Source organism: Pontibacter oryzae, assembly GCF_003576375.1.
GTDB lineage: Bacteria > Bacteroidota > Bacteroidia > Cytophagales > Hymenobacteraceae > Pontibacter > Pontibacter oryzae.
In genome coordinates this window covers 244,050-265,825 of record NZ_QWGE01000002.1, presented here as the reverse complement: position 1 = coordinate 265,825, position 21,776 = coordinate 244,050, and the positions used below count along the sequence as shown (strand labels likewise).

Here is a 21,776-nt window from a genome sequence, read left to right as displayed (position 1 = left end):
CAAGGTCTTACCAAATATAGTAAAAATTTAGTGCCGAATTCTCCCTCATAGCATTTAATTATACCCGTGCAAGCGCTGTATGATCGAAAAAACATCTTATTTTTGAGATTAGAATAAAGTATTTCTTGGCATACGCATGCAAGTTTCAAAATTAGAGATTAAAGGGTTTAAGAGTTTTGGCGACCGTGTCGTGATAAACTTCGATAACGGAATTACAGGTATTGTTGGGCCTAACGGCTGTGGTAAGTCTAACATTGTAGATGCCATACGTTGGGTGTTGGGGGAGCAGAAAACCAGAAACCTGCGCTCTGACAAGATGGAAAACGTTATTTTTAACGGTTCCAAAACCCGGCGGCCGGTACAAATGGCCGAAGTATCCATCACCTTCGACAATAACAAAGGCATACTTCCAACAGAGTACTCGCAGGTAACCGTAACGCGTAAATACTACCGCAACGGCGACAGTGAGTATATGCTAAATGGTGTGACCTGCCGCCTTAAAGATATTAATGAGCTTTTCCTGGATACTGGTATCGGCTCTGACAGCTATGCCATCATCGAGCTGAAAATGGTAGACGAGATCCTGAACGACAAGGAAAACTCGCGCCGTTTACTCTTTGAGGAGGCTGCCGGTATTTCTAAGTTCAGGGTTAGAAAAAAACAGACCTTAAAAAAGCTGGAGGAAACCGATGCTGACCTGGAGCGTGTAGAAGACGTACTGCACGAGATTGGCAAGAACATGAAAACGCTGGAGCGCCAGGCCAAGCAAGCTGTAAAGTATTTCAACCTCAAAGACGATTACAAGAAGCACAGCCTGGAATTTGCCCGTCGCAACATTTCGCAGTTTCAGCAAACATTGGAGCGCCTAGAGCAGGATGTACAGCAGGAAAACAGCCTAAAGGAGCAATACATTGAGTCTGTAAGTACTTCCGAGGAAGCTATCGCTGACCAAAAGGAAGAACTGAACCAAACACAGGAGCGCCTTTCTGAAATGCAACGGACCATGCAGGTGCAAACTGCAAAACTGCGCCAGCTGGAGAACGATATCAAACTCAAATCAGAGCGCAGCACCTACCTGAAAGAGCGCATGCAGCAACTGCGCCAGCAAATCAGTCAGGATACAGCCAACGTGGAGCATACCCAGGAAAGTATACTTGAGCTGCGTGATGAGCTGATGACAGTGCAGGATACCTTTGCGGAAGCCGAAGAGCAGGTTTCCGAAATGAAGGAGCAACTGCAGGAGGCCAATGAGCAAAAGGAAACGCTGCAGGACACGTACCAGGAACTGGTACAGCAGCAGAAAGCCAAGCAAAATGAAGTATATCAGCTGAATAAATCCCTGGAGATCAGTCAGGTTCAGATTCAGAACATAAACCAGGAGTTGGAGCGTTTGCAACAACAGCAGCTAAATGCCGACGAAGATGGAATTTTACTGCAGGAGCAGCTGCAGGAAGCTCAGCAAAACCTTGAAGAACGTACTTCTGAGCTTGTCCGACTACAGGCAAAGGAAGAAACCCTTCAGGAAAGTATAGAATCCACTGAAAGTGCCATAGAAGAGCTAAAAGGGCAGCTTGTGGAGCTAAACAGAACCCTTGATGCCAAGCAGAACCAGTATACTCTCACCAAATCGCTGGTCGAGAATATGGAAGGCTTCCCGGAAGCGATCAAGTTCCTAAGCAAATCCGACAGTTGGAGCAAGCCTGCCCCTCTCCTATCAGACATACTTGCTTGCAAGCCTGATTACAAGCCACTTATCGAAAGCTATCTGGAGCAGTACATGAACTACTTTGTAGTGGATGAGTTACAGGATGCCGTAGAAGCAATAAGCTTGCTGAAAGACGAAAATAAAGGGCGTGCAAACTTTATTGTGCTTTCAGAGATTGAAGAGCTGGAACCGACTGCCACGTATAGCGAGGGCAACCTACAGGCAGCCTATGAAGTAGTTTCGGCAGAGAAAAAGTATAGCAGCCTGATGAAGTACATGCTACGCAACGTGTACATCACCGACGACTCGGAGGAAGAGCTTTACAGCAGCGAGTACAAAACAATCATACTTAAGGATGGCAGCGCCATTCGTAAACCATTAAGCCTTTCGGGTGGCTCGGTTGGCGTGTTCGACGGAAACCGCCTTGGCCGAAAACAAAACCTGGAGAAACTTGCCGAGGAAGTTGAAGCTCTTCAGGAGCAAGTAGAACTGATGCAAAGCCGCATCAACACGCAAAACCAGATCCTGCAGAACCACCGCAACGAATCGGAGAAAGAAACGATCAAAGGCCTGGAGAAAGAAGTTAGCAAACTGCAGCAGGACCTGCTAACCGTGCGCATCAAACACGAGCAGCACCAGCAAAACATCCGCAACTTCGACCAGAAACGCGACGAACTGCACGAGCGCCTGACAGAACTGCGTGAGCAAAGTATGGAGGTATCGCCGCAGGCTGAGACAGATATGAAAGAACTGCAACGCTTGGAGGAAGAGATAGCGGTTTATACTTCCAACCTTGAGCATCAGCAAGAACAAATCGCTGTAATTTCGGGCAGGTACAATCAGCATAATATCCAGTACCACCAACTTAAGAACCGTTTTGCCAGCCTGCAGCAGGAAATAAGCTACAAGCAAAAGTCAGTTGAAACCAACCAGGAGCGCATTGAGGGCCTGAAGCAGGAGATGCATAAATCTGAGCAAGAGGTAGCCGAGGCAGACACGTTCGTAGAGGATAACCAGGAAGTGGTTGAAAGTATGAATGAGGCGCGCCGAGAGTATGCCCATGCATTAGAGGAGATAGAGAAGGAATACTTTACGCTCCGCGGCGAGCTAGACAATAAAGAGCAGATTATCCGTGAGATGCAACGCAAGCGCCAGAACTCCGATGAGCTTTTGATGCGCATGCAGCAAGCCAAAACGGATACCCAGTTGAAACTGGTTGCCGTAAAAGAACGCCTGGCCGCAGAGTTCAACATTTCGGATGATGATTTTGCCAGCCCGGTACCAGAGGAAGAGCTGCTTATACCTTTATCAAACGAAGAACTGAGCGAGCACATTAACACGGTTAAGACACAACTAGATAAGATGGGCCCGGTTAATGCCATGGCAGCAGAAGCTTACGCTGAGATCGAAGAACGCGACAAGTTTATAACTGAACAGCGCAATGACTTGGTTAATGCCAAAAACTCCCTGATCGACACAATTAATGAGATTGACACGGTTGCAAAGGAGAAGTTCATGAACTCTTTCAACCAGATTAAGGACAACTTTAAGCTTGTATTTCGTAGCCTGTTCACCGACGAGGATAATTGCGACTTAGTGATGTCTGACCCGAAGAACCCGTTAGACTCTAAGATTGAGATTATGGCGCAACCAAAAGGCAAGCGTCCGCTCACGATCAACCAGCTTTCAGGCGGCGAAAAAACATTGACGGCTATTTCCCTGCTCTTCGCTATTTACCTGCTTAAGCCGGCACCGTTTTGTATCTTCGATGAGGTTGATGCCCCGCTGGATGATGCCAACATCGACAAGTTCAACAACATCATTCGTAAGTTCTCTAACGATTCGCAGTTCATCGTCGTGACGCACAACAAGCGCACCATGTCTTCTACGGACGTTATGTATGGCATTACCATGATTGAAGCCGGTATCTCACGAGTGATTCCGGTGGATTTGCGCCAGATAGCCTAGTTATCATACTTGTATAAACAGAAGCGGCCTTAGGATAACCTAAGGCCGCTTCTGTTTATACAAGTATTTATTTAGTTTTAGCGTACGCCGTTTTCTGGATACTTGGCAGTTTTGGTTCGGTAAAAAGCCATGATCTTTTCCATGTCCGCCTCAATATCTCCACTCGGATAAATAGTAGGCCCTATGCCTGCTTCTTTTTTAGCGTAATCCAGGTATCCTAATACTATAGGCACATTCGCACCCAAGGCTACATAATAAAATCCTCTGCGCCAGCGCGGCTGGTACTTGCGGGTGCCTTCCGGGGTCACCATTACACACATGTCGCCGGGGGTGGTCTCAAATATTCTGATCATGGCATCAACCATGCGGGTATTCTTGGATCGGTCGATGGGTAAAGCGCCCATAGCCCGCAGTAGCCCCCCAAATGGGAAATGCATAAATTCCTTCTTAATCGTATAGCGTATGGGAGCGCCCATGAGGTAGAATGCCGCACGCGCATATACAAAATCCCAGTTGCTGGTATGTGGCGCTGCTACCATCACGCATCTGCGGTTATCCGCTGTTAGGGTGCCATTAAGCTTCCAGCCGGTAGCCTTAAAGAAAAGCTTAGAAATAAACTCTGCAATCATTGATTTTTTTTGGATTGATGCCTGCAAAAACATAAACCGGATTTAGCTTATGTTAGGTTGCCGAATTAAAACGTATAGTTACGTACTTCCCCGTTGTTTTACAAGGCCTCTTTAATGATATGTGATGTTCTGCGCAGAAGATATGCCTGAATACCCAGCCCTACCAGCGGCCCCAGCGTTACATTGGCTCCGCTGCTATCCCACTCCCGGTAATAGCGAAAGGAAAGCATGGGCTCAAAGGCTATTTTTTCGTTGATAAAGAAGGCATACCCTACTCCTATAGAGCCTTCAAACAAATTTGTTTTATCACCTGACGAAAAATTCAGCAAGCCGCCCTTTAAAGCAAGCTCTCCAAAAAATCCGTTATCGAGGTAATAACGCGTAAAAGGCCCACCCAAGAGGAATGTCCTTCTGAACCGCTCCTTTTCGTTATCTACTGTAACGCTATAACTTTCATGGTTCAGGGCAAGTGCCAAGCCTACTGCAAAATCGTGTTGTATAAAATAACCACTCTTGAAGTTGAGGTTAGCAACAATGTTAGTTCCTTCTTCTGGCGCAATGGGTTGGTTAAGCTCTTTAGTAGTTTTATAGATTGCTGCATCTAAGTTGCCGCCTATAAGTATAGAGCCATGCTTCACTTTGGCTTGAATCAGAAAACTTCGGTTTTCTTGAGCATAAAGCGGTAAGCAGTGAAGTATAAAAACGATATTTAATAAAAGTATTCTTCGCACTAAAAATATTACTTTTCCATACTTGTACGAAATAAAAGAACAGTTAATTATAAAATAACAACTTTTATCAAGATTTAAGCATGAAATCAAAAACTCTTATTCACAAGGAGTTTGATATGACGCTCCATGTGCATACCATATTTATACCCTATGTTAAATATCTCGTCTGCTTTTCTGAAATTGGTAAGGCGATAGTACCGCAGGTCTTGTGGCTCTAGCAACAGGTCGCATTGCTGGAAGCGTAGCTTTACATTGTTGTTAATGGCCAGCAACACAGTGCGCTCGATCATACTGCGCAACGTAGTAACACTGGCCTGGTGGTTTATGGGGTTAACATGCACTGCAATTTTCACATCACAGTTATTGTGCAAGGGCTCTACCGGCAAGTTATTGATCAGGCCGCCGTCGCTGAGCGTTTTGCCTTGGTATTGAATAGGCTGGTAAAGTATAGGTACGGCAGATGAAGCTAATAGCGGCTTAATTAGCTCGCCTTCCGAGAAATAAGTTGTTACGCCCTCATTCATCTCGGTGGCACTCACAACTACAGGTATTTTTAGATCTTCGAATCGTGGGTTTGCCCCTAAATACTTGCAATACAGTTTTTCAACTTCTTCCAAGTGCAACAGGCCTATTTTACCAAAAGCAGGCCTTACTACATGAAACACGCTCAGCTCCTTCAGCATTCTTAGTATCTCATCCGGTGAGTATCCAAAGCCATACAGCACACCTGCTATTGCACCTGAGCTCACCCCGGAAATCATACTTATCTTGATGCCCTGCTCATCCAGTGCTTTAAGTACACCTAAGTGCGCGATTCCTCTGGCACCACCGCCGGATAAAACTAACCCAACCCGCATACTATAGCTCTGACAGGCTGAACGTATCCTTCAAACGAACACCTTTCTCGGTGTGCTGAACGGTGCAGCATTGATTTACGGCGTCGTGCTCAAAGAAAAGGACTAGTTCTTCGTCGGCAGCACGGTTCAGGAATTGTGCTTTCTCATCCAGAGTCAGCAGCGGGCGCGTATCGTAGCCCATAACGTAAGGCAGCGGTATGTGCCCTACAGAGGGAAGCAAGTCAGCCATGTATGCCAGTTTCCTGCCCTTGTAAGGTATGATCGGCACCATCATTTTATCGGTGTGCCCATCAGCATAAAAAATATCAAACTGCGGAAATGGTGAAGGTTGTGTGGGGTCTACAAACTTAAGTTGGCCGCTTTCCTGCATTGGAAGTATGTTTTCTTTTAGAAAAGAAGCTTTTTCGCGTGCATTTGGCTTGGTGGCCCACTCCCAGTGGTCGGCATTAGACCAGTATGTAGCGTTAGGAAATACAAGCTCTAATGCGCCCGCGCTATTTTTATACTTTACACCGCCGCCGCAATGGTCGAAGTGCAGGTGGGTCAGGAACATATCGGTGATATCCTCTGGGGCAAAACCAGCTTGCTTCAGCGAGCTTTGCAGCGAGGCATCGCCGTGCAGGTAATAATGGCTAAAGAACTTGGCGTCCTGCTTGTCTCCAATCCCGTTATCAATCAGTATCAGCCGGTTTCCATCCTCGATAAGCATACAGCGCATGGCCCATGTGCACAGGTTATTCTCATCGGCAGGGTTAGTACGCTGCCAAAGCGCTTTAGGAACCACGCCAAACATGGCGCCTCCGTCTAACTTAAAAAAACCTGTATCGATAACATGGAGTTTCATAGTGCTGTGCTTTATAGTATGGTAATTTACTTAAAAGTAAGGCATTCGGGGCTGGAAACAAAAATGAATTAGCTACAAAAGCCATTGCTCCTGCTGCTAATTCATTTCATACTTTATAATTGGTAGGTTATGTTATGCTTCCAGCACAACGCCCATGTTAGAAAACTTGTCGATACGCTGGTCGATGCGCTCTTCGGCACTCATGCTTTCAAGCTCGTCCAGCAGCTTACCCAGCTCCTTTTTAAGCGTACGCATCATTTTATCCGGATCCAAGTGCGCGCCGCCCAGTGGCTCTTTAATGATGCCGTCGATCAGCTTATTCTGCAGCATATCAGTAGCCGTAAGTTTAAGCGCCTCAGCCGCCTGTTCCTTGTAGTTCCAGCTGCGCCAAAGTATGGATGAGCAAGACTCAGGAGAAATTACGGAATACCAGGTGTTCTCCAGCATCATCACGCGGTCGCCGATGGCTATACCCAGTGCGCCGCCTGAGGCGCCCTCTCCGATGATGATACAGATCACAGGAACCTTCAGCATGAACATCTCCTTCAGGTTACGTGCAATAGCCTCGCCCTGGCCACGCTCCTCGGCCTCTAAGCCCGGGAATGCACCCGGCGTATCGATGAGCGTTACGATAGGCTTGTTGAATTTCTCAGCCATCTTCATCAGGCGAAGCGCCTTGCGGTAGCCTTCCGGGTTAGCCATACCAAAGTTGCGCATCTGGCGCTGCTTGGTGTTGCGCCCCTTCTGCTGGCCGATAAACATTACGCTGCGGCCGTCAAGCTCACCGAAGCCGCCAACCATGGCTTTATCGTCTTTCACTGTGCGGTCGCCGTGCAGCTCCACGAACTTATCCGTGATGCCGTGTATGTAATCCAACGTATAAGGCCGTTCTGGGTGGCGCGACAGTTGCACGCGCTGCCAGCGGGTCAGGTTGGCGTACGTTTCCTTCTTCAGGTTCTTGATCTTCTCTTCCAGGGCCTTTACTGCCTCCGTTACGTCTACCTGGCTATCATCTGCCAGTTTCTTCATTTCTTGAAGCTTGCCTTCGAGGGCAGCAATGGGCTGTTCGAAATCTAAAAGCATAGTTTTCTCGCTTGTTTGGAATACAAATTTAAGCTTTTCCAGTTATGCACGTAACAACAGAAGAAATTTATCCGGCACCAAAAAAATAATTCTGTTGGTAATGAAGCGATTAAGAAAAAATCAAAGAAATATAGCGTTAAAAAGATGAAGAGGGCTTGCACCATAAAATTCTAGCACATACCTTTGCATCACTTTAACGGAGAAAGTTAAGGGAAACAAGACAAATGGTCTGGTAGTTCAGTTGGTTAGAATGCCGCCCTGTCACGGCGGAGGTCGCGGGTTCGAGTCCCGTCCAGACCGCAGATAAAACTGCGGTTTAAAAAAGCAAAGCAAAAGGCTCTGCAACATCAAAGGTATTGGTCTGGTAGTTCAGTTGGTTAGAATGCCGCCCTGTCACGGCGGAGGTCGCGGGTTCGAGTCCCGTCCAGACCGCTCCTTAAAGGAGCTTGAGTTAACTCTCAAGCTCCTTTTTTTATGTCCATACTTTTTCAAGTATAAAAAAAGAGCGGCCTGCTGAACAAGTCAGCAGGCCCCTCTTTTTATAACTCTAGTGTATATTCTACTCGTGGTAGTTTAGGATTCTATGTCCGCCTTCCAGCAAGTAGCTATCGCGCTTGAATAACTCGATATCAGACTGCATCATATCTTTCACCAGTGCTGGCAAATCATACTTTGGCTCCCACTGCAGCTTGGTTTTAGCCTTGGTCGCATCACCGATCAGCAACTCAACCTCTGTTGGGCGGAAATAGTTAGGGTCCACGCACACCACTTCACGGCCAAGCTCCAATTGGTATTCCGGGTTGGTGCATTGGGCCACATAGCCTTTTTCATCTATGCCTTCTCCTTTAAACTCAATCGCAATGCCAACTTCAGCAAAGGCCATTTTCACGAAGTCACGTACCGTTGTGGTTATACCTGTAGCAATAACGTAGTCTTCTGGCTGGTCTTGCTGCAGAATACGCCACATGGCCTCTACGTAGTCTTTGGCATGGCCCCAGTCGCGCTTGGCATCCATGTTACCCAAGTATAGCTTATCCTGCAAGCCCATGGCAATACGTGTTGCCGCACGCGTAATTTTGCGTGTCACGAATGTTTCGCCACGTAGCGGAGACTCGTGGTTGAACAAAATACCGTTGCAGGCATACATGCCATAGGCCTCGCGGTAGTTCACCGTAATCCAGTAGGCATACAACTTGGCCACAGCATACGGAGAGCGTGGGTAGAACGGCGTGGTCTCGGTCTGAGGAACCGCCTGCACTAAACCATAAAGCTCTGAGGTGGACGCTTGGTATACTTTAGTTTTCTCGGTCAGGCCAAGTATGCGAATGGCCTCCAGAATGCGCAGCGTGCCCAAGCCATCGGCGTTGGCGGTATATTCCGGGGTGTCAAAGCTAACCTTCACGTGGCTCATTGCGGCCAGGTTATAGATTTCGTCAGGCTGCGTTTCCTGGATGATGCGGATAAGGTTCGTCGAATCTGTCAGGTCGCCGTAGTGCAGCTTAAAATTGATATTCTGCTCGTGCGGGTCCTGATATAGGTGGTCGATTCGTTCTGTATTGAAAAGAGAGCTACGGCGCTTGATGCCGTGCACTTTATATCCTTTGCTTAGAAGCAACTCTGCCAGGTACGCTCCGTCCTGACCGGTTACCCCTGTAATAAGGGCGGTTTTCATAAAGGTAAAGGGTTATTATAAATATAGATAAATTAGAAAGTGAGTATATATACTATACTTCCACTAATTTGTTTCTAAAATCAGCATAAGCAAGCGCAATTCCTTCGCGCAGTTCCGTGGAGTGCTTAAAACCAAGCGAATGCAGTTTAGATACATCCATCAATTTACGTGGTGTGCCATCTGGTTTAGAGGTATCAAACTCCAGGCTTCCCTCAAATCCCACTACTTCTTTAACCAGTAACGCCAAGTCTTTTATAGAAACGTCTTCACCGGTTCCAATATTCACCAGTTCTTTTCCGTCGTAATTCTGCATCAGGAAGAAACAAGCCTCTGCCAGGTCATCGGCAAAAAGAAACTCGCGCATCGGGCTTCCGGTACCCCAAACGGTTACCGTGGTCGCTCCGGCCTCCTTGGCCTCATGAAACTTGCGGATAAGGGCAGGCAGCACGTGCGAGTTGTTCAGGTCGTAATTATCGTTGTAGCCATACAGGTTGGTAGGCATCACGCTGATAAAGTTGCAGCCATACTGGTCGCGGTAGGCCTCGCAAAGCTTAATGCCGGCAATTTTGGCAATGGCATACGGCTCGTTGGTGGGCTCCAGTTCGCCGGTTAGTAGGTAGTCTTCGCGGAGTGGTTGCGGGGCGAGTTTTGGGTAAATGCAGGATGAGCCCAGGAACATCAGTTTCTCCACGCCAGTTATATAGGCAGCGTGAATAATGTTCGCCTCAATCATCAGGTTGTCATACAGAAAGTCGGCTCGGTAAGTGTTATTGGCCTGAATTCCTCCTACTTTGGCGGCTGCCAGAAAAACATACTCAGGTTTCTCTTCTGTAAAAAACTGTTCTACAGCTGCCTGGCTGCGCAGGTCAAGCTCTTTGGATGTGCGGGTGATGATCTCAGAAAAGCCTTCGGCCTTAAGTTTTCGCACGATGGCTGAACCGACCATTCCTCTATGGCCGGCTACATATACTTTTGAATTTTTAAGCATAAATTAATTTGAAGGTCAGCTGCTGAAAGCAATAAAGCTATACATTTAAGTCCTTATTCGTTTCCACAAAGACTTTGTTTCATTGTCTTCAGCATAATAGCCATACCCATAGCCGTAACCATAGCCATAACCATAGTTCAGCTTGTTGTAATCCACGTCGTTGAAAAGAATAGCCGTATTTCTGATCTTACCAGACTCGTGCTGAAGTTGGACGTTTTTGAGGAAATCCTTGATCGTATAATCCTGGCGCACCATAAACACATTGGCGTCTGAAATCTGCATCAACTCTAAACCATCCGAAAGTATACCTACTGGCGGCGTATCCATTATTATGTAATCGTAGCGCTGCTTCAGTTCTTCGATCATGGCTGACATACGGCTGCTTAACAGCAGTTCCGACGGGTTTGGCGGGATATCACCGGAAGGTAGCACGTGCAGGTTATCCTGGATAGTAGTATGGATAACCTCCTCTAGCGTAGTATGCCCGGCCAGGAAGTTACTCAAACCATTGCTGCTGTTCACGCCCAGGTCTGTATTGTTGTTTGGCTTGCGCATGTCCGCATTCACCAATAACGTGCGCTCGCCGGAGATGGAAATGATGTAGGCTAGGTTCTTTGCAGAAAAGGTTTTCCCCTCCCCGCTTATTGATGAGGTAATTACAATAATCTTTCCGCCTTCCTGTTGCCCGTCGCCCACGCTAGTCATGTAGCGAAGGTTGGAGCGCACGGTGCGGAACGCCTCGGCCAAAGCTGATTTAGGGCTCAGGTTGGCAAGCAGGTTATCATCTTTCTTATTATGTCCTACAAGGCCAAGCAAAGGCAATGCGGTATATTTAGCTATATCTTCTACCGTGTGAATCTTATTGTTCATAAGCTCCTTCATGAATACGAAGGCCAGTGGCAAACCAAAACCAACAATAAACGCAATGCCATAGTTCTGCAACGGCTGTGGCGCAATTTGCTTATTAATTGACCCTTCCTTAAGTATGGTTACGTCTGATGTATTTGCGGCTTTAGCAATGCCTGCCTCTGCCCTTTTTTCCATCAGGAATACATATAGGTTCTCGCTCAGGCTGTAAAGACGCTGGATGTTGATTAGTTGGCGTTCCGAAGAGGGTAGCTGCTGCAAGGCTGAGGCAGCGGTCTGGATACGTTGGTTCAGGTTTCTAAGCGCAATTTGGTTAGCATCCTCGAGGCTGCTCAGGTTCTCAAGCAGGGAGGCACGCACCTCTGTTAACTGCTGGCGCTTGAGCCTGATGCCTGGGTTTGCCTGCCCCTGGTTGTTAGAGGCTACGCTAAGTTCGGTTTGTAACGTGACCAACTGGGTTACCAGCGCATTAAGCACCGGATCTGAGATACCCAGTGTTGCCGGCGCCTGAATCTGTTCGCTTGAGTTTTCCTTGGATAGATAGCTCGACAGGTAATCGTAGTAACGGGAGTTCATTAGCAAAGTAGCTTTCTGCTCTTCCAGTGCCTGAAGCTCACCTGCCACCTTAGCGCCCTGAGCACTTAAGTCCATGGCGGCATTGCGCTTTTTAAAGTCCTCCAGCCGGGATTCTATAAAGTATAACGAGTCGCTGATTTGCTGCAATTGCAGGTCTATAAAGCTAAGCGTGCTTACGGCGTCAGCGTTTTTAATATCCAAGTTGTTCTGCATATAGGTTACCATATGCGCGTTCAGGTAATCGATGTCTTTCTTAGGCGTGCTACCTGTTAGCGTCAGAACCAGTGCTGAGGCATCGCCGCCATACGGGGACACAGACAAGTTAGAGGCATACCTCTTGGCGAGGGCATCCGGCTCATTAAGGACAAAAAGCACTTCGTTACCTTCAAAGGGCTGTGGCTTCAACAGATCAATTGTAAAGGCAAAGCCGTTAACTAAGTATGATTTCCCGAACTCAAATGTCTTCCCGGCCATGTTTGAGGCCCAGGCTCCATTTTCTGTAGTAAGCTCATACTGGTTTTCACCTTGCAGCAAGATCTTGAACGTTACACCATAAGGGACAGTAGTGGCTGTTGTATCAAAAGTTACATGAATCGGAGCATCATCTTCGTAAGCCTCCAGCAGCAGCACATTTCCCTGTATAAAATAACTAACACTGAAATCAAGCTTATCTAAGGTTTTGCGGGCCAACGTTTTTGTCTTCAAAAGTATAGACTCGTTGGTAAGCCCCTGCGCGCCTTTATAAAGTTCTGTGCCATAAAGCAGCGCGGCCGCAGAGGTACCTTGTGCAGCATTACCAGATACCATAACCGATGAGGTGATTTCATACTTGGGCACAGTATACCTATTAACTAGGTAGGCAGCCGTAAGCATAACCAATACGCTCAGCACAAATAGATACCACTTAGCTAGGGCCGAATGCAGGACAGCTTTAAAGTCGATAAAGCTGTTTTCTTCAGAATTATATGTTGATTCCAATGTAAAAGGCTATTGAATTCTAGTTACAAGAAGGACGATGGATGCAAGTATACCAAAGCCGAGAGAGAAGGTACCCAATACGTTCTCGCGGAAGAACTTAGCTGGGAGCGGGTCAACAACAATCATGTCATCTGGCTGCAGGTAAAAGTTTTTCATGGCCAAAGTGTTATCATTAAGCAAGCTGAAGTTGTACAGCTTTGCCTGCCCATCCTCGTAGCGAACCAACCTGATCTTGCCGCGGTTAGCATAGTCAGAGAAGCCGCCCGCCGAAGCAATGGCCTCAATCACGTTGATATTATCCTGATAGGTAGTAAACTGCCCCTGGGCACCCACTTCCCCAATAATAGTGTAGCGAAACGTTAAAAGCCGAAGATTAACCGTTGGGTCAGCGAGAAATGGCTTCAGGGCATCGGTAACTTTTGCACGGGCTTCCGGCATAGCCAGCCCTACCAATTGTATTTTGCCTACAACAGGCACAAGTATAAATCCGTCTGTATCAATTGTGTATCCGCTAAGCACGGGGTCATCAGAACCGGAAACTACAGCAGGTGTATTCAGAAAGTTGTATTCTGTTGGTGTAGTGGTCTGTACTTTCAGCGACAATACATCTCCCGGCTTGAGTGTGTAAACAGGTTTGTTCAGGTCGAAGGTTTTAAGAAGCTTATCTGCTTCTCCCTGGTTTTTAACTTCTAGGTTTTCCTGTAGCAATGTCAGCTTTTTTTGTGGCACGCAGGAGGCAAAAATAACCAACCCAAGCATAAACCACCAGGCGATAAGGGTGTTGCGCATTCTAATTATTTCCTACTCTTTAATCCAGGTTTTACGGCTAAGACCTAACCGGTTTCTTCATTTCAAATGGTGAAATTATGAAAATATTGCTTGAATCAGCAGCTTTACACCTAATTATATTTAAGCGAGTGCATTAAAACTGCACCTGAATACCATTAGTTATGGCATAGACAAAGTTCGTGATGGGCACTATAGGCTCATCCTCGTAAGTGCAGTTAAAGTTTGTGCGGAACGAAAGTCGGTTACCCAGCTTCACGATTAACGACACATCGCCACTCACCCGGTTACGCCACTTGTCTATAGAATCGGCATAGCCAGTCTGGTAGTATACAATTCCTTCGGTGCTCGCATTGTCGTTCAACTTTGCCTTTGCACTTAAGTAGTTAGTAGACTTTATAAGGTCGGATACCATTAACTGATCATCCTCTTCCATATTTTCCCATTCCTCATGCTCATGCATTAGGCCGGTGCCCAGGTACACTCCGCTTGACTCTGCTTTCAGTAAGCGATACCGGATACCGCCTCCGGCCAGTGTTCTCAGGTCGAGGCCGCGCGCTTTATCGGCTTGCAGCTGTGTAAACAACTCATACGACAGGCGCTGCTTCCGCATAAAGTTTACCCTAAAGTGCGCGTATCCTGTGCTAGCCACAGTGTTGCGCTGCTCTTTAGAATCATAGTTAACCAACAGGTAGTTATAATAATTGAGCAACATGTAGCTGTGCAGCTCCGAAACATAAGCCAGGTCGCCGTTAAACGTTAGCTGCAGATAATTGTTAGGGTTGCTTTTACCCGCATTTCGGTTAAACATCGAGAAGTTAAGTCCGGCTTTACCAGTAAAGTAATTCGCTGAGTCTGGTTGCAGGCGCGCGCGCTCCACATTCAGTATCTGGCCATTAACTCCGAGCGGAGCAATGTATAAACTAACGAGTACAAGTATAAAAGTTAAGCGATTCTGTAAATGGTGCATTATTTAAAAAGTATGAAATAATCTAAAACAGGAGGCAATAGCCTGAACAATACGCCAATTCTAACGCTTATAAAATAAAGGAGCAAATCTGATTAAAGCTGCAACAGCCTTTAAACTGTTTTTGAGGTATTTAGAATCAGGCTGCTCCGGAGTGTTTCAGAAACCTATCTTGATTATGGCAAATTCTAATGTGGAGCTTATAAGGGCGCTGCGCGAAACAGCCGCTCGCCTCGGCAAAGGGGCAAACTACCAGTGGGGACACATGGGCAGTTGCAACTGCGGGCACCTGGCCCAAACCATTACAAAATATAGCAAGAGCAAAATACACGGGGCAGCCATGTGGCGTTATGGCGATTGGCGCGAGCAGCTCCGCGACTATTGCCCTCAAAGCGGTCTGCCCCTGGATGAAGTTATAGACCAGATGCTGGACATGGGCATAACAAGGCAGGAACTTGCCTACCTCGAAACCCTGAGCGACCCAAGCGTTTGCCAACTGTTACCGCAAGAGAAGCGCTACCTGCAGCACAATAACCGCGACGATGTTGTGCTTTACCTAAATACGTGGGCCAAAACGCTGGAAAAGGATCTCATCGATAATCTTCCTAAGCAGGAAATACCCCATCAGCATGCCGTTCTTATACTATCTAGTTAGCTTTAAAAATAGATACGCTGGATTTTAGCGGTAATTTTTCTTTAGCTTTGGAAGTATAAATCTAAAGCAATGCAAAAGGAAGATATTCTTGCGGAAACGGCAGCATATGTACAGCAATTGTTAACCGGCGAAGGGTCAGGCCATGACTGGTGGCATATTTTCCGGGTTTGGAATAACGCAAAAAATATTGCTGCCGGCGAGCAAGCTAACCTCTTTGTGGTAGAACTTGCCGCCCTGCTTCACGATATCGGCGACCATAAGTTCCATAACGGTGATGAATCTGTTGGGCCTCGAATGGCAAGGGAATGGCTTCAAAAGTATGATCTGGAAGGCGACCTTATTGAACATATCTGCCAGATCATACAGGACTTATCTTACAAAGGGGCTGGCACATCATCTTCTATGCATACGCTCGAGGGCCGGATTGTTCAGGATGCAGACAGGCTGGACGCCATAGGGGCAATCGGAATAGCGCGAACATTTGCCTATGGCGGACATAAGAACCGGGAGATCTACGACCCTGCCATAGCGCCGGTTATGCACGACTCCTTTGAGGCTTATAAAAACAGCACCGCCCCTACTATCAATCACTTTTACGAGAAGCTTTTGCTGCTAAAAGACCGTATGCATACGGAGACTGCCAGACAACTCGCCCAGCAACGCCATGCCTATATGGAAGCATTTTTGGAGCAGTTTTACGCAGAGTGGAACGGCAACCGGTAAAAACCCGCTTTAACGACAGGTTACGCAAACACGCTTAGCTAAGAATACCTTAGACTAATTGATCATACTACATGGAGATACCTTTACTCTCAGACGTTGTAATTATACTTGGCCTGGCAGTGGTCGTTATTCTACTGTTCCAGCGCTTTAAACTTCCTACCATACTTGGCTTTTTGGCCACTGGTGTAATTGCCGGGCCACATGGCTTAAGCCTTATCAATGCCACTCACGACATTGAGATACTAGCCGAAATTGGCGTAATCCTGCTGCTGTTCATTATTGGCATGGAGTTCTCGCTAAAGCAACTTGCCTTAATCAAGCGCACGGTGTTGTTAGGCGGCACTACCCAGGTGCTCGCCACAATCGGCTTGGTCACGCTGGTGATGATGCTGTTAGATTTTGCGTGGAACCAAGCAGTTTTCATGGGCTTCCTAATTGCCCTGAGCAGCACAGCTATTGTGCTCAAGCTACTGCAAGACCGTGGCGAAATCAATAGCCCGCACGGCCGGGTAGTGCTCGGCATACTAATCTTCCAGGATATTATAGTGGTGCCTATGATGCTTGTGGCGCCATTGATGGCAGGCGGCTCCGAAGATATCGCCACAGAACTATTTTTAATGGCACTGAAAGGGGCTTTTGTGATTGTTTTCGTGTTGATTAGTGCCCGCTACTTGGTCCCGAACCTCCTCTACCTTGTTGCCAAGACCAAAAGTAAGGAGCTGTTTATACTTAGCGTGGTCGTTATTTGCTTTGCAGTTGCCTGGCTCACCTCCAGCCTAGGGCTTTCGTTGGCACTAGGCGCGTTTATGGCCGGCCTCATTATTTCAGAATCAGAGTACAGCCACCAGGCCACCAGTAATATTTTGCCCTTTCGGGAGATTTTTACCAGTTTCTTCTTTGTATCTATCGGGATGCTCCTGGATTTCAGTTTTTTGCTGCAACACTTGCCGGTCATACTTTTCTTTTCAGTTTTAGCCTTTATTCTGAAAGGGTTGGTTGCCACGGTGGCAGCGCGCATGCTGCAGTACCCGTTACGCATCTCTCTATTGGTGGGCTTATCGCTGTTTCAGGTGGGTGAGTTTGCCTTTATACTTTCTAAAGCGGGCATCGACAGCGGCTTGCTCTCGCAGGAAACATATCAGTATTTCCTCTCTGTGTCGTTGTTAACCATGGCTGTTACGCCTTTTGTGATTGGGTACTACAGGCAACTTGCCGAAAAAATTGCTGCCCCTTTTGCTTCTTCGCAAGAACCCATGCCTTTCAACCATCATCCCGAAGAGCTCCACGGCGACCTGCCAGACCTAAATGACCACATCATTATTATAGGCTTCGGTATTAACGGCCGTAACGTGGCGAAAGCTGCGCGACATGCCAAAATCCCTTATGTTATAGTAGAGCTCAACGCCGTTACAGTAAAGTATGAGCGCAAGCAAGGTGAGCCAATAGTGTATGGCGATGCCGTGCACCCGATGATTCTGGCGCATATCAACATACATAAGGCACGCGTGGTGGTTATTGCAATCTCTGACCCGGAGGCAACGAAAAGAACCATTGCTTCCATTCGAGAAATCTCCGACAAAGTGCACATTATTGTGCGCACCCGCTTTGTGCAGGAGATGGAGGAAAACTATCGCTTGGGTGCCGACGAGGTAATTCCGGAAGAATTTGAAACCAGCATCGAGATTTTCACGCGTGTGCTCAACAAGTACCTTATGCCCCGAAACGAGATCGATAACTTCACACAAGTGATTCGGTCGGATAATTACGAAATGCTGCGCAGCCTTAGCACAAACAGAACCAGCGAGGTGAGTAAACTTGCCTTAGATTTGCCAGATATTGAAGTTGCCAGCCTGCGCGTGTTCACGTCAGACCCTGAAGTAATTGACAAATCTTTACTTGAATCTGACATCCGCAACAGGTTCCAGATAACGATTGTAGCCATTAAGCGCAAGGAAAAAACCATTCTAGATATTAACGCTCATACACGCATACAGCAGGGCGATTTACTTTTCGTGGTGGGCAAACCCGGCGATGTGATGCGCTTTAATCATTACCTGAAAGCGACTGAATAAAAAAGGCGTTTTACAGCTTTTGCATTACCTCACTTACTTGCCTTTCAACCTGGTTGTAGCCAGCCTTAAAATTACCTACGGCGCCCTCTGCCCAGCCGCGCCAGAGTAACAAGTTAGATTTCGGGTTGATAATATCAATAATTAAAGTACCCTGTTTAAAAAGGTCCACTTTGCGATAGCCCGGCATGTCCGAATACCCATAATCATAGCGGTAGCCGCTCATGTAGGCGTAGCTATAGCCAAAGCCCTTCGCGAAGTTTTCAGCTCGGTCCTGCTCTAGCGGCACCGACACGCTCACATCATAGGCTACAAGGATGTCCGGTTTGCTGCTTGTCTTGGTGTAGCCGCGTTTTTCTAGCTCCTGCTCTACCGCCTGGCGTATGTGGGAATTTAAACTTGGCCTATAGCCAGGCAAGTATGAGGCTTCGGCAGGTGGCTCGTTTTGAAACCATGCGTAAGTTTTATAGTTGCGCAGATTTGTGGCATAAGGAGCTTTAATGGCGTTAGCACCTAATGAGGCTGATGTAGTTACACACCCCTGCAGCCCCAGCAAACCACACAGTAAACAGAGGACAAAAACCGGTTGCAGTACTTTTTTCATAGCGTAAATCAATTTTAAGGCTGTACGGATTTTGGATCTGCCGAGTATGCGGAACCTTGTACAAAAGTCTGTAAATATAAGGAATAGCATATAAACAGCCATAGGATCAAACAGTGCCGTAACCTATAGTGGTTATGGGTCTATTTTGCAAAACCATACTTGCTTTGCAACTAAGTACTTAACTAGGCCCAAAGCCCCCTAGAAAAAAAGAGGCGCTTTAACGTAAGCAACTTCTCAATATAGATTTTCGTGTATGAGAAGAACTTACACTATTTTAAGCACTACATAATCTATGACTGATATTTCGACTCAAATTCCAAGCCCACCACCAGCCTGGGTTAAGAAGTTCGCAAAATTTGGCCTTTCGGCCAAAGGTGTTGTATACTGTTTGGTAGGCATTATAGCTTTTATGGCAGCGTTTGAGCTACAAGGCCAATCCACGGAGAATGCAGGAAAAGCTGGCATACTTAAAACCATACAGGATTTACCCGCTGGCAACATACTCCTTGCAATTGTGGCGCTTGGCTTGCTTAGCTACGCTATCTGGCGCTTTATTCAGGCGGCAAACGACACGGAAAGCAAAGGATCTGACGCAGAAGGGATCGGCAAACGGCTTCGATACGCTTTTAGCGGGTTGGTATATGGAGCGCTTGCGTTTTTAGCAGCCCGCTTAGTACTCGGCAATGGCGGCGGCGGAAGCGGCGACTCCCGCGAAACCTTGGTTAGCAAGCTATTGCAGCAACCCTTCGGACAATGGCTGGTAGGCATACTAGCTGCCGGCACTATGTTAGTAGGTATTTACCAAATCTATTACGGCTATTCCGAGAAATACAAGAAAAAAGTACGTAGCTCTGGTTTGAAGCATGAGGTGGAGCACCAGATGATTCGTGCTGGAAAAGTTGGCTATATGGCCCGCGGCGTAGTATGGCTGGTAATAGGATACATGTTTTTAAAAGCAGCCCTAAATTCTAACCCACAGCAAGCAGGCGGTAGCAGCGACGCGTTTCAGTTTATTGAAAACGCAGCATATGGTTCTTTTATACTTGGAGCTCTCGCGTTAGGCTTAATTTGCTACGGGGTATTTATGTTTATGCGCGCAAAATACCAACCAATATATACATCATAATCATTACCTTCTAAGATCTCAAAGGCTTGCCGTTCACTATGTAACGGCAAGCCTTTTTCATTTCGCAGCATACCTCCTCACGGCTAAGTTACCACAAGCATCCAACTTGAACTTATCCCATTTCCCTTGCCACTTACCCAGCAGAAATCGCCTTTGACACAGAGTTTATAAACAGCAATCAGCTTTTCTCTCATACCTAAATTTTAAGGGCACTTCTTAAACCATTAATTTGTATTATACATACAGCCAACCTGTTCCCAAATAAAGAATTCCAAAAATTCTAGCTCTAAAATCAATTAAATTAAGTTACTTAGAGCTACTTTTGCTGAGCCTTCAAAAGGATTAAAAGTTTATACTTTTTGGATAATTTAAACTTGCTTTTTTTATACACACTTCAATCTTATAGGGCTATAAACAAACACACCGATGAATACTCCTTTTAAAATATTTATTCTGGATGATGATATATGGTATAGTGAGTTACTAGAATACCACCTTTCGCTAAATCCAGATTACGAGTTAAAGAAGTTTCACTCGGCCAAAGACTGCCTTACGAACATGTATCAGCGGCCCAATGTGGTTACGCTTGATTACTCTCTTCCCGATAAAAACGGAGATGAGGTGCTCAAAAAAATAAAGGAGCATAACCCGGACACGCATGTTGTAATCATCTCCGGGCAGGAAGATGTTGCTACTGCGGTAGACTTGCTTAAAAAAGGCGCTTACGATTATATCGTAAAGGATGAAGATACTCCAGAGCGCCTTTGGAACACGATTAACAAAATCAGGGAGAACGTCTCGTTGCGGGAAGAAATTAACCAGTTGCGAGAACAGATTGTCCAGAAGTATGATTTTAGCAATTTCATCATAGGAAACAGCGATGCCATGAAACGGGTATTCAGCATGATGGATAAAGCTGCGAAAACTAACATTACTGTCTCTGTTAACGGCGAGACGGGCACGGGTAAAGAACTTGTGGCCAAGGCCATACATTATAATGGCCCTAAAAACAAGATGCCTTATGTAGCCGTTAACGTTGCTGCAATTCCTCGAGAGCTTATCGAAAGCGAACTTTTTGGACATGAGAAGGGAGCTTTTACAGGTGCAGTGGCTAGAAGGCTGGGTAGGTTTGAAGAGGCACATAAGGGAACCATCTTTCTGGATGAAATAGGTGAGTTGGACATCAGCTTGCAAGCTAAGTTGCTTCGCGTGCTGCAGGAGAAAGAGATTACCCGTGTAGGGGGCAACAGCGTAGTGCCTATTGATACCCGTATTATTGTAGCTACGCACAAAAACTTAGCTGAAGAAGTAAAAAAGGGCAATTTTAGGGAAGACCTTTATTACCGCCTACTCGGTTTGCCTATCGAGCTTCCTCCTCTCCGCGACCGCGGCTCAGATATACTTGTACTTGCAAAGTACTTTATGGAGGCCTTCGCTAAAGAGAACGGCATGGGTAAGAAAACCCTTTCTTCGGAGGCACAAGAGAAGCTGTTATCGCACTCTTATCCTGGTAACGTGCGTGAGCTCCGTGCCGTGGTAGAATTGGCCGTAGTAATGGCTGACGATGATGAAATTAAGCCGAGTGATATTAACCTGACTGCCAATAACAGCGACAAGGACTTCTTAGCCCAAGAACGCAGCTTACGCGAGTACACCACTGAAATTATTCAGCGCTTCCTCACTAAGTATGACAATAACGTATTGCTGGTTGCTGATAAACTAGATATAGGCAAGTCTACTATTTACCGCATGATCCAGAATAAGGAACTTACCATAGGGTAGCCTCACCTCATCTTAACACAGCCACAAGAACGCTCATTTTGCAAGTGAGCGTTTAATATGTATCTTAACAAGTTAGACTTAAGCGCCTGTGATTTCAGGTAATGATATATCCTTTAAATCCACATCCGCATTTTTAGTTCAATAAATATAAATTACTGATGTGCCT

Annotated in this window: 17 protein-coding genes and 2 tRNA genes; 8 read left to right on the top strand and 11 right to left on the bottom strand. The window is 46.5% G+C overall.

What is annotated here, in order from left to right:
- Positions 1–136 precede the first annotated feature (136 nt).
- Positions 137–3,673, top strand: a complete 3,537-nt coding sequence (smc, locus tag D1627_RS05990; RefSeq protein WP_119431329.1) for a chromosome segregation protein SMC — start codon at positions 137–139, stop codon at positions 3,671–3,673.
- Between the two features lie 77 nt (positions 3,674–3,750).
- Here the strand turns inward: smc and D1627_RS05985 are convergent, their stop codons facing one another.
- The 5 genes from D1627_RS05985 to D1627_RS05965 form a co-directional block, all read right to left on the bottom strand.
- The gene (locus D1627_RS05985; protein WP_119431825.1) at positions 3,751–4,302 is read right to left on the bottom strand and encodes a 1-acyl-sn-glycerol-3-phosphate acyltransferase; all 552 of its coding nucleotides are present in this window, start codon (positions 4,300–4,302) and stop codon (positions 3,751–3,753) included.
- Between the two features lie 98 nt (positions 4,303–4,400).
- Entirely contained in the window at positions 4,401–4,940 is a 540-nt protein-coding gene (locus D1627_RS05980; RefSeq protein ID WP_158607151.1) for an autotransporter outer membrane beta-barrel domain-containing protein, read from the bottom strand.
- A 179-nt stretch (positions 4,941–5,119) separates the two neighbouring features.
- Positions 5,120–5,890, bottom strand: a complete 771-nt coding sequence (locus D1627_RS18640) for a patatin-like phospholipase family protein (RefSeq protein ID WP_119431327.1) — start codon at positions 5,888–5,890, stop codon at positions 5,120–5,122.
- Position 5,891: 1 nt separating this feature from the next.
- Positions 5,892–6,734: an MBL fold metallo-hydrolase gene (locus D1627_RS05970; RefSeq protein WP_119431326.1), complete on the bottom strand. Its 843-nt coding sequence runs from the start codon at positions 6,732–6,734 to the stop codon at positions 5,892–5,894.
- 132 nt (positions 6,735–6,866) lie between these two features.
- Entirely contained in the window at positions 6,867–7,817 is a 951-nt protein-coding gene (locus D1627_RS05965) for an acetyl-CoA carboxylase carboxyltransferase subunit alpha (RefSeq protein ID WP_119431325.1), read from the bottom strand.
- 226 nt (positions 7,818–8,043) lie between these two features.
- Here D1627_RS05965 and D1627_RS05960 point away from each other — a divergent pair.
- Positions 8,044–8,117, top strand: a tRNA-Asp gene (locus D1627_RS05960).
- A 58-nt stretch (positions 8,118–8,175) separates the two neighbouring features.
- Positions 8,176–8,249 (top strand) — tRNA-Asp (locus D1627_RS05955).
- 127 nt (positions 8,250–8,376) lie between these two features.
- On the opposite strand, the gene gmd is transcribed toward D1627_RS05955, so the two are convergent.
- The 5 genes from gmd to D1627_RS05930 all read right to left on the bottom strand — a co-directional run bounded on the left by gmd (position 8,377) and on the right by D1627_RS05930 (position 14,654).
- Positions 8,377–9,489, bottom strand: a complete 1,113-nt coding sequence (gene gmd / locus D1627_RS05950; protein ID WP_119431324.1) for a GDP-mannose 4,6-dehydratase — start codon at positions 9,487–9,489, stop codon at positions 8,377–8,379.
- 52 nt (positions 9,490–9,541) lie between these two features.
- Entirely contained in the window at positions 9,542–10,477 is a 936-nt protein-coding gene (gene fcl, locus D1627_RS05945; protein WP_119431323.1) for a GDP-L-fucose synthase, read from the bottom strand.
- Positions 10,478–10,522: 45 nt separating this feature from the next.
- Positions 10,523–12,757, bottom strand: a complete 2,235-nt coding sequence (locus D1627_RS05940) for a GumC family protein (RefSeq protein ID WP_158607150.1) — start codon at positions 12,755–12,757, stop codon at positions 10,523–10,525.
- Between the two features lie 150 nt (positions 12,758–12,907).
- Positions 12,908–13,687, bottom strand: a complete 780-nt coding sequence (locus tag D1627_RS05935; protein ID WP_119431321.1) for a polysaccharide biosynthesis/export family protein — start codon at positions 13,685–13,687, stop codon at positions 12,908–12,910.
- Positions 13,688–13,820: 133 nt separating this feature from the next.
- Positions 13,821–14,654, bottom strand: coding sequence for a DUF481 domain-containing protein (locus D1627_RS05930; protein ID WP_119431320.1), 834 nt, complete (start codon positions 14,652–14,654; stop codon positions 13,821–13,823).
- 175 nt (positions 14,655–14,829) lie between these two features.
- On the opposite strand from D1627_RS05930, the gene D1627_RS05925 reads away from it, so the two are divergent.
- The 3 genes from D1627_RS05925 (at position 14,830) to D1627_RS05915 (ending at position 18,101) form a co-directional block, all read left to right on the top strand.
- Complete coding sequence (locus D1627_RS05925) at positions 14,830–15,306, top strand: hypothetical protein (protein ID WP_119431824.1); 477 nt, start codon at positions 14,830–14,832, stop codon at positions 15,304–15,306.
- 69 nt (positions 15,307–15,375) lie between these two features.
- On the top strand, positions 15,376–16,029 hold the full coding sequence (locus D1627_RS05920; RefSeq protein ID WP_119431319.1) for an HD domain-containing protein: 654 nt from the start codon (positions 15,376–15,378) through the stop codon (positions 16,027–16,029).
- Positions 16,030–16,100: 71 nt separating this feature from the next.
- Positions 16,101–18,101 (top strand): cation:proton antiporter domain-containing protein, encoded by a 2,001-nt coding sequence (locus tag D1627_RS05915; protein ID WP_119431318.1) that lies wholly within the window; start codon positions 16,101–16,103, stop codon positions 18,099–18,101.
- Positions 18,102–18,111: 10 nt separating this feature from the next.
- On the opposite strand, the gene D1627_RS05910 is transcribed toward D1627_RS05915, so the two are convergent.
- Complete coding sequence (locus tag D1627_RS05910; protein WP_158607149.1) at positions 18,112–18,702, bottom strand: DUF4136 domain-containing protein; 591 nt, start codon at positions 18,700–18,702, stop codon at positions 18,112–18,114.
- Positions 18,703–18,994: 292 nt separating this feature from the next.
- Between D1627_RS05910 and D1627_RS05905 the strand changes: the two genes are divergently transcribed.
- Both D1627_RS05905 and D1627_RS05900 read left to right on the top strand, forming a co-directional pair.
- Positions 18,995–19,828 (top strand): DUF1206 domain-containing protein, encoded by an 834-nt coding sequence (locus tag D1627_RS05905; RefSeq protein ID WP_119431316.1) that lies wholly within the window; start codon positions 18,995–18,997, stop codon positions 19,826–19,828.
- A 426-nt stretch (positions 19,829–20,254) separates the two neighbouring features.
- Positions 20,255–21,610 carry a sigma-54-dependent transcriptional regulator gene (locus D1627_RS05900; RefSeq protein ID WP_119431315.1) on the top strand — a complete coding sequence of 452 codons (1,356 nt, stop codon included), beginning with the start codon at positions 20,255–20,257 and terminating at the stop codon, positions 21,608–21,610.
- Positions 21,611–21,776: the final 166 nt, after the last annotated feature.

Excerpts from the sequence above, each read along its gene's own strand:
- D1627_RS05910 (WP_158607149.1), bottom strand. The coding sequence starts at position 18,702 with ATGAAAAAAGTACTGCAACCGGTTTTTGTCCTCTGTTTACTGTGTGGT.
- D1627_RS05970 (WP_119431326.1), bottom strand. The coding sequence starts at position 6,734 with ATGAAACTCCATGTTATCGATACAGGTTTTTTTAAGTTAGACGGAGGC.
- D1627_RS05930 (WP_119431320.1), bottom strand. The coding sequence starts at position 14,654 with ATGCACCATTTACAGAATCGCTTAACTTTTATACTTGTACTCGTTAGT.
- D1627_RS05965 (WP_119431325.1), bottom strand. The coding sequence starts at position 7,817 with ATGCTTTTAGATTTCGAACAGCCCATTGCTGCCCTCGAAGGCAAGCTT.
- gmd (WP_119431324.1), bottom strand. The coding sequence starts at position 9,489 with ATGAAAACCGCCCTTATTACAGGGGTAACCGGTCAGGACGGAGCGTAC.
- fcl (WP_119431323.1), bottom strand. The coding sequence starts at position 10,477 with ATGCTTAAAAATTCAAAAGTATATGTAGCCGGCCATAGAGGAATGGTC.
- D1627_RS05905 (WP_119431316.1), top strand. The coding sequence starts at position 18,995 with ATGACTGATATTTCGACTCAAATTCCAAGCCCACCACCAGCCTGGGTT.
- D1627_RS05935 (WP_119431321.1), bottom strand. The coding sequence starts at position 13,687 with ATGCGCAACACCCTTATCGCCTGGTGGTTTATGCTTGGGTTGGTTATT.
- D1627_RS05920 (WP_119431319.1), top strand. The coding sequence starts at position 15,376 with ATGCAAAAGGAAGATATTCTTGCGGAAACGGCAGCATATGTACAGCAA.
- D1627_RS05925 (WP_119431824.1), top strand. The coding sequence starts at position 14,830 with ATGGCAAATTCTAATGTGGAGCTTATAAGGGCGCTGCGCGAAACAGCC.
- D1627_RS05985 (WP_119431825.1), bottom strand. The coding sequence starts at position 4,302 with ATGATTGCAGAGTTTATTTCTAAGCTTTTCTTTAAGGCTACCGGCTGG.
- smc (WP_119431329.1), top strand. The coding sequence starts at position 137 with ATGCAAGTTTCAAAATTAGAGATTAAAGGGTTTAAGAGTTTTGGCGAC.
- D1627_RS18640 (WP_119431327.1), bottom strand. The coding sequence starts at position 5,890 with ATGCGGGTTGGGTTAGTTTTATCCGGCGGTGGTGCCAGAGGAATCGCG.
- D1627_RS05900 (WP_119431315.1), top strand. The coding sequence starts at position 20,255 with ATGAATACTCCTTTTAAAATATTTATTCTGGATGATGATATATGGTAT.
- D1627_RS05915 (WP_119431318.1), top strand. The coding sequence starts at position 16,101 with ATGGAGATACCTTTACTCTCAGACGTTGTAATTATACTTGGCCTGGCA.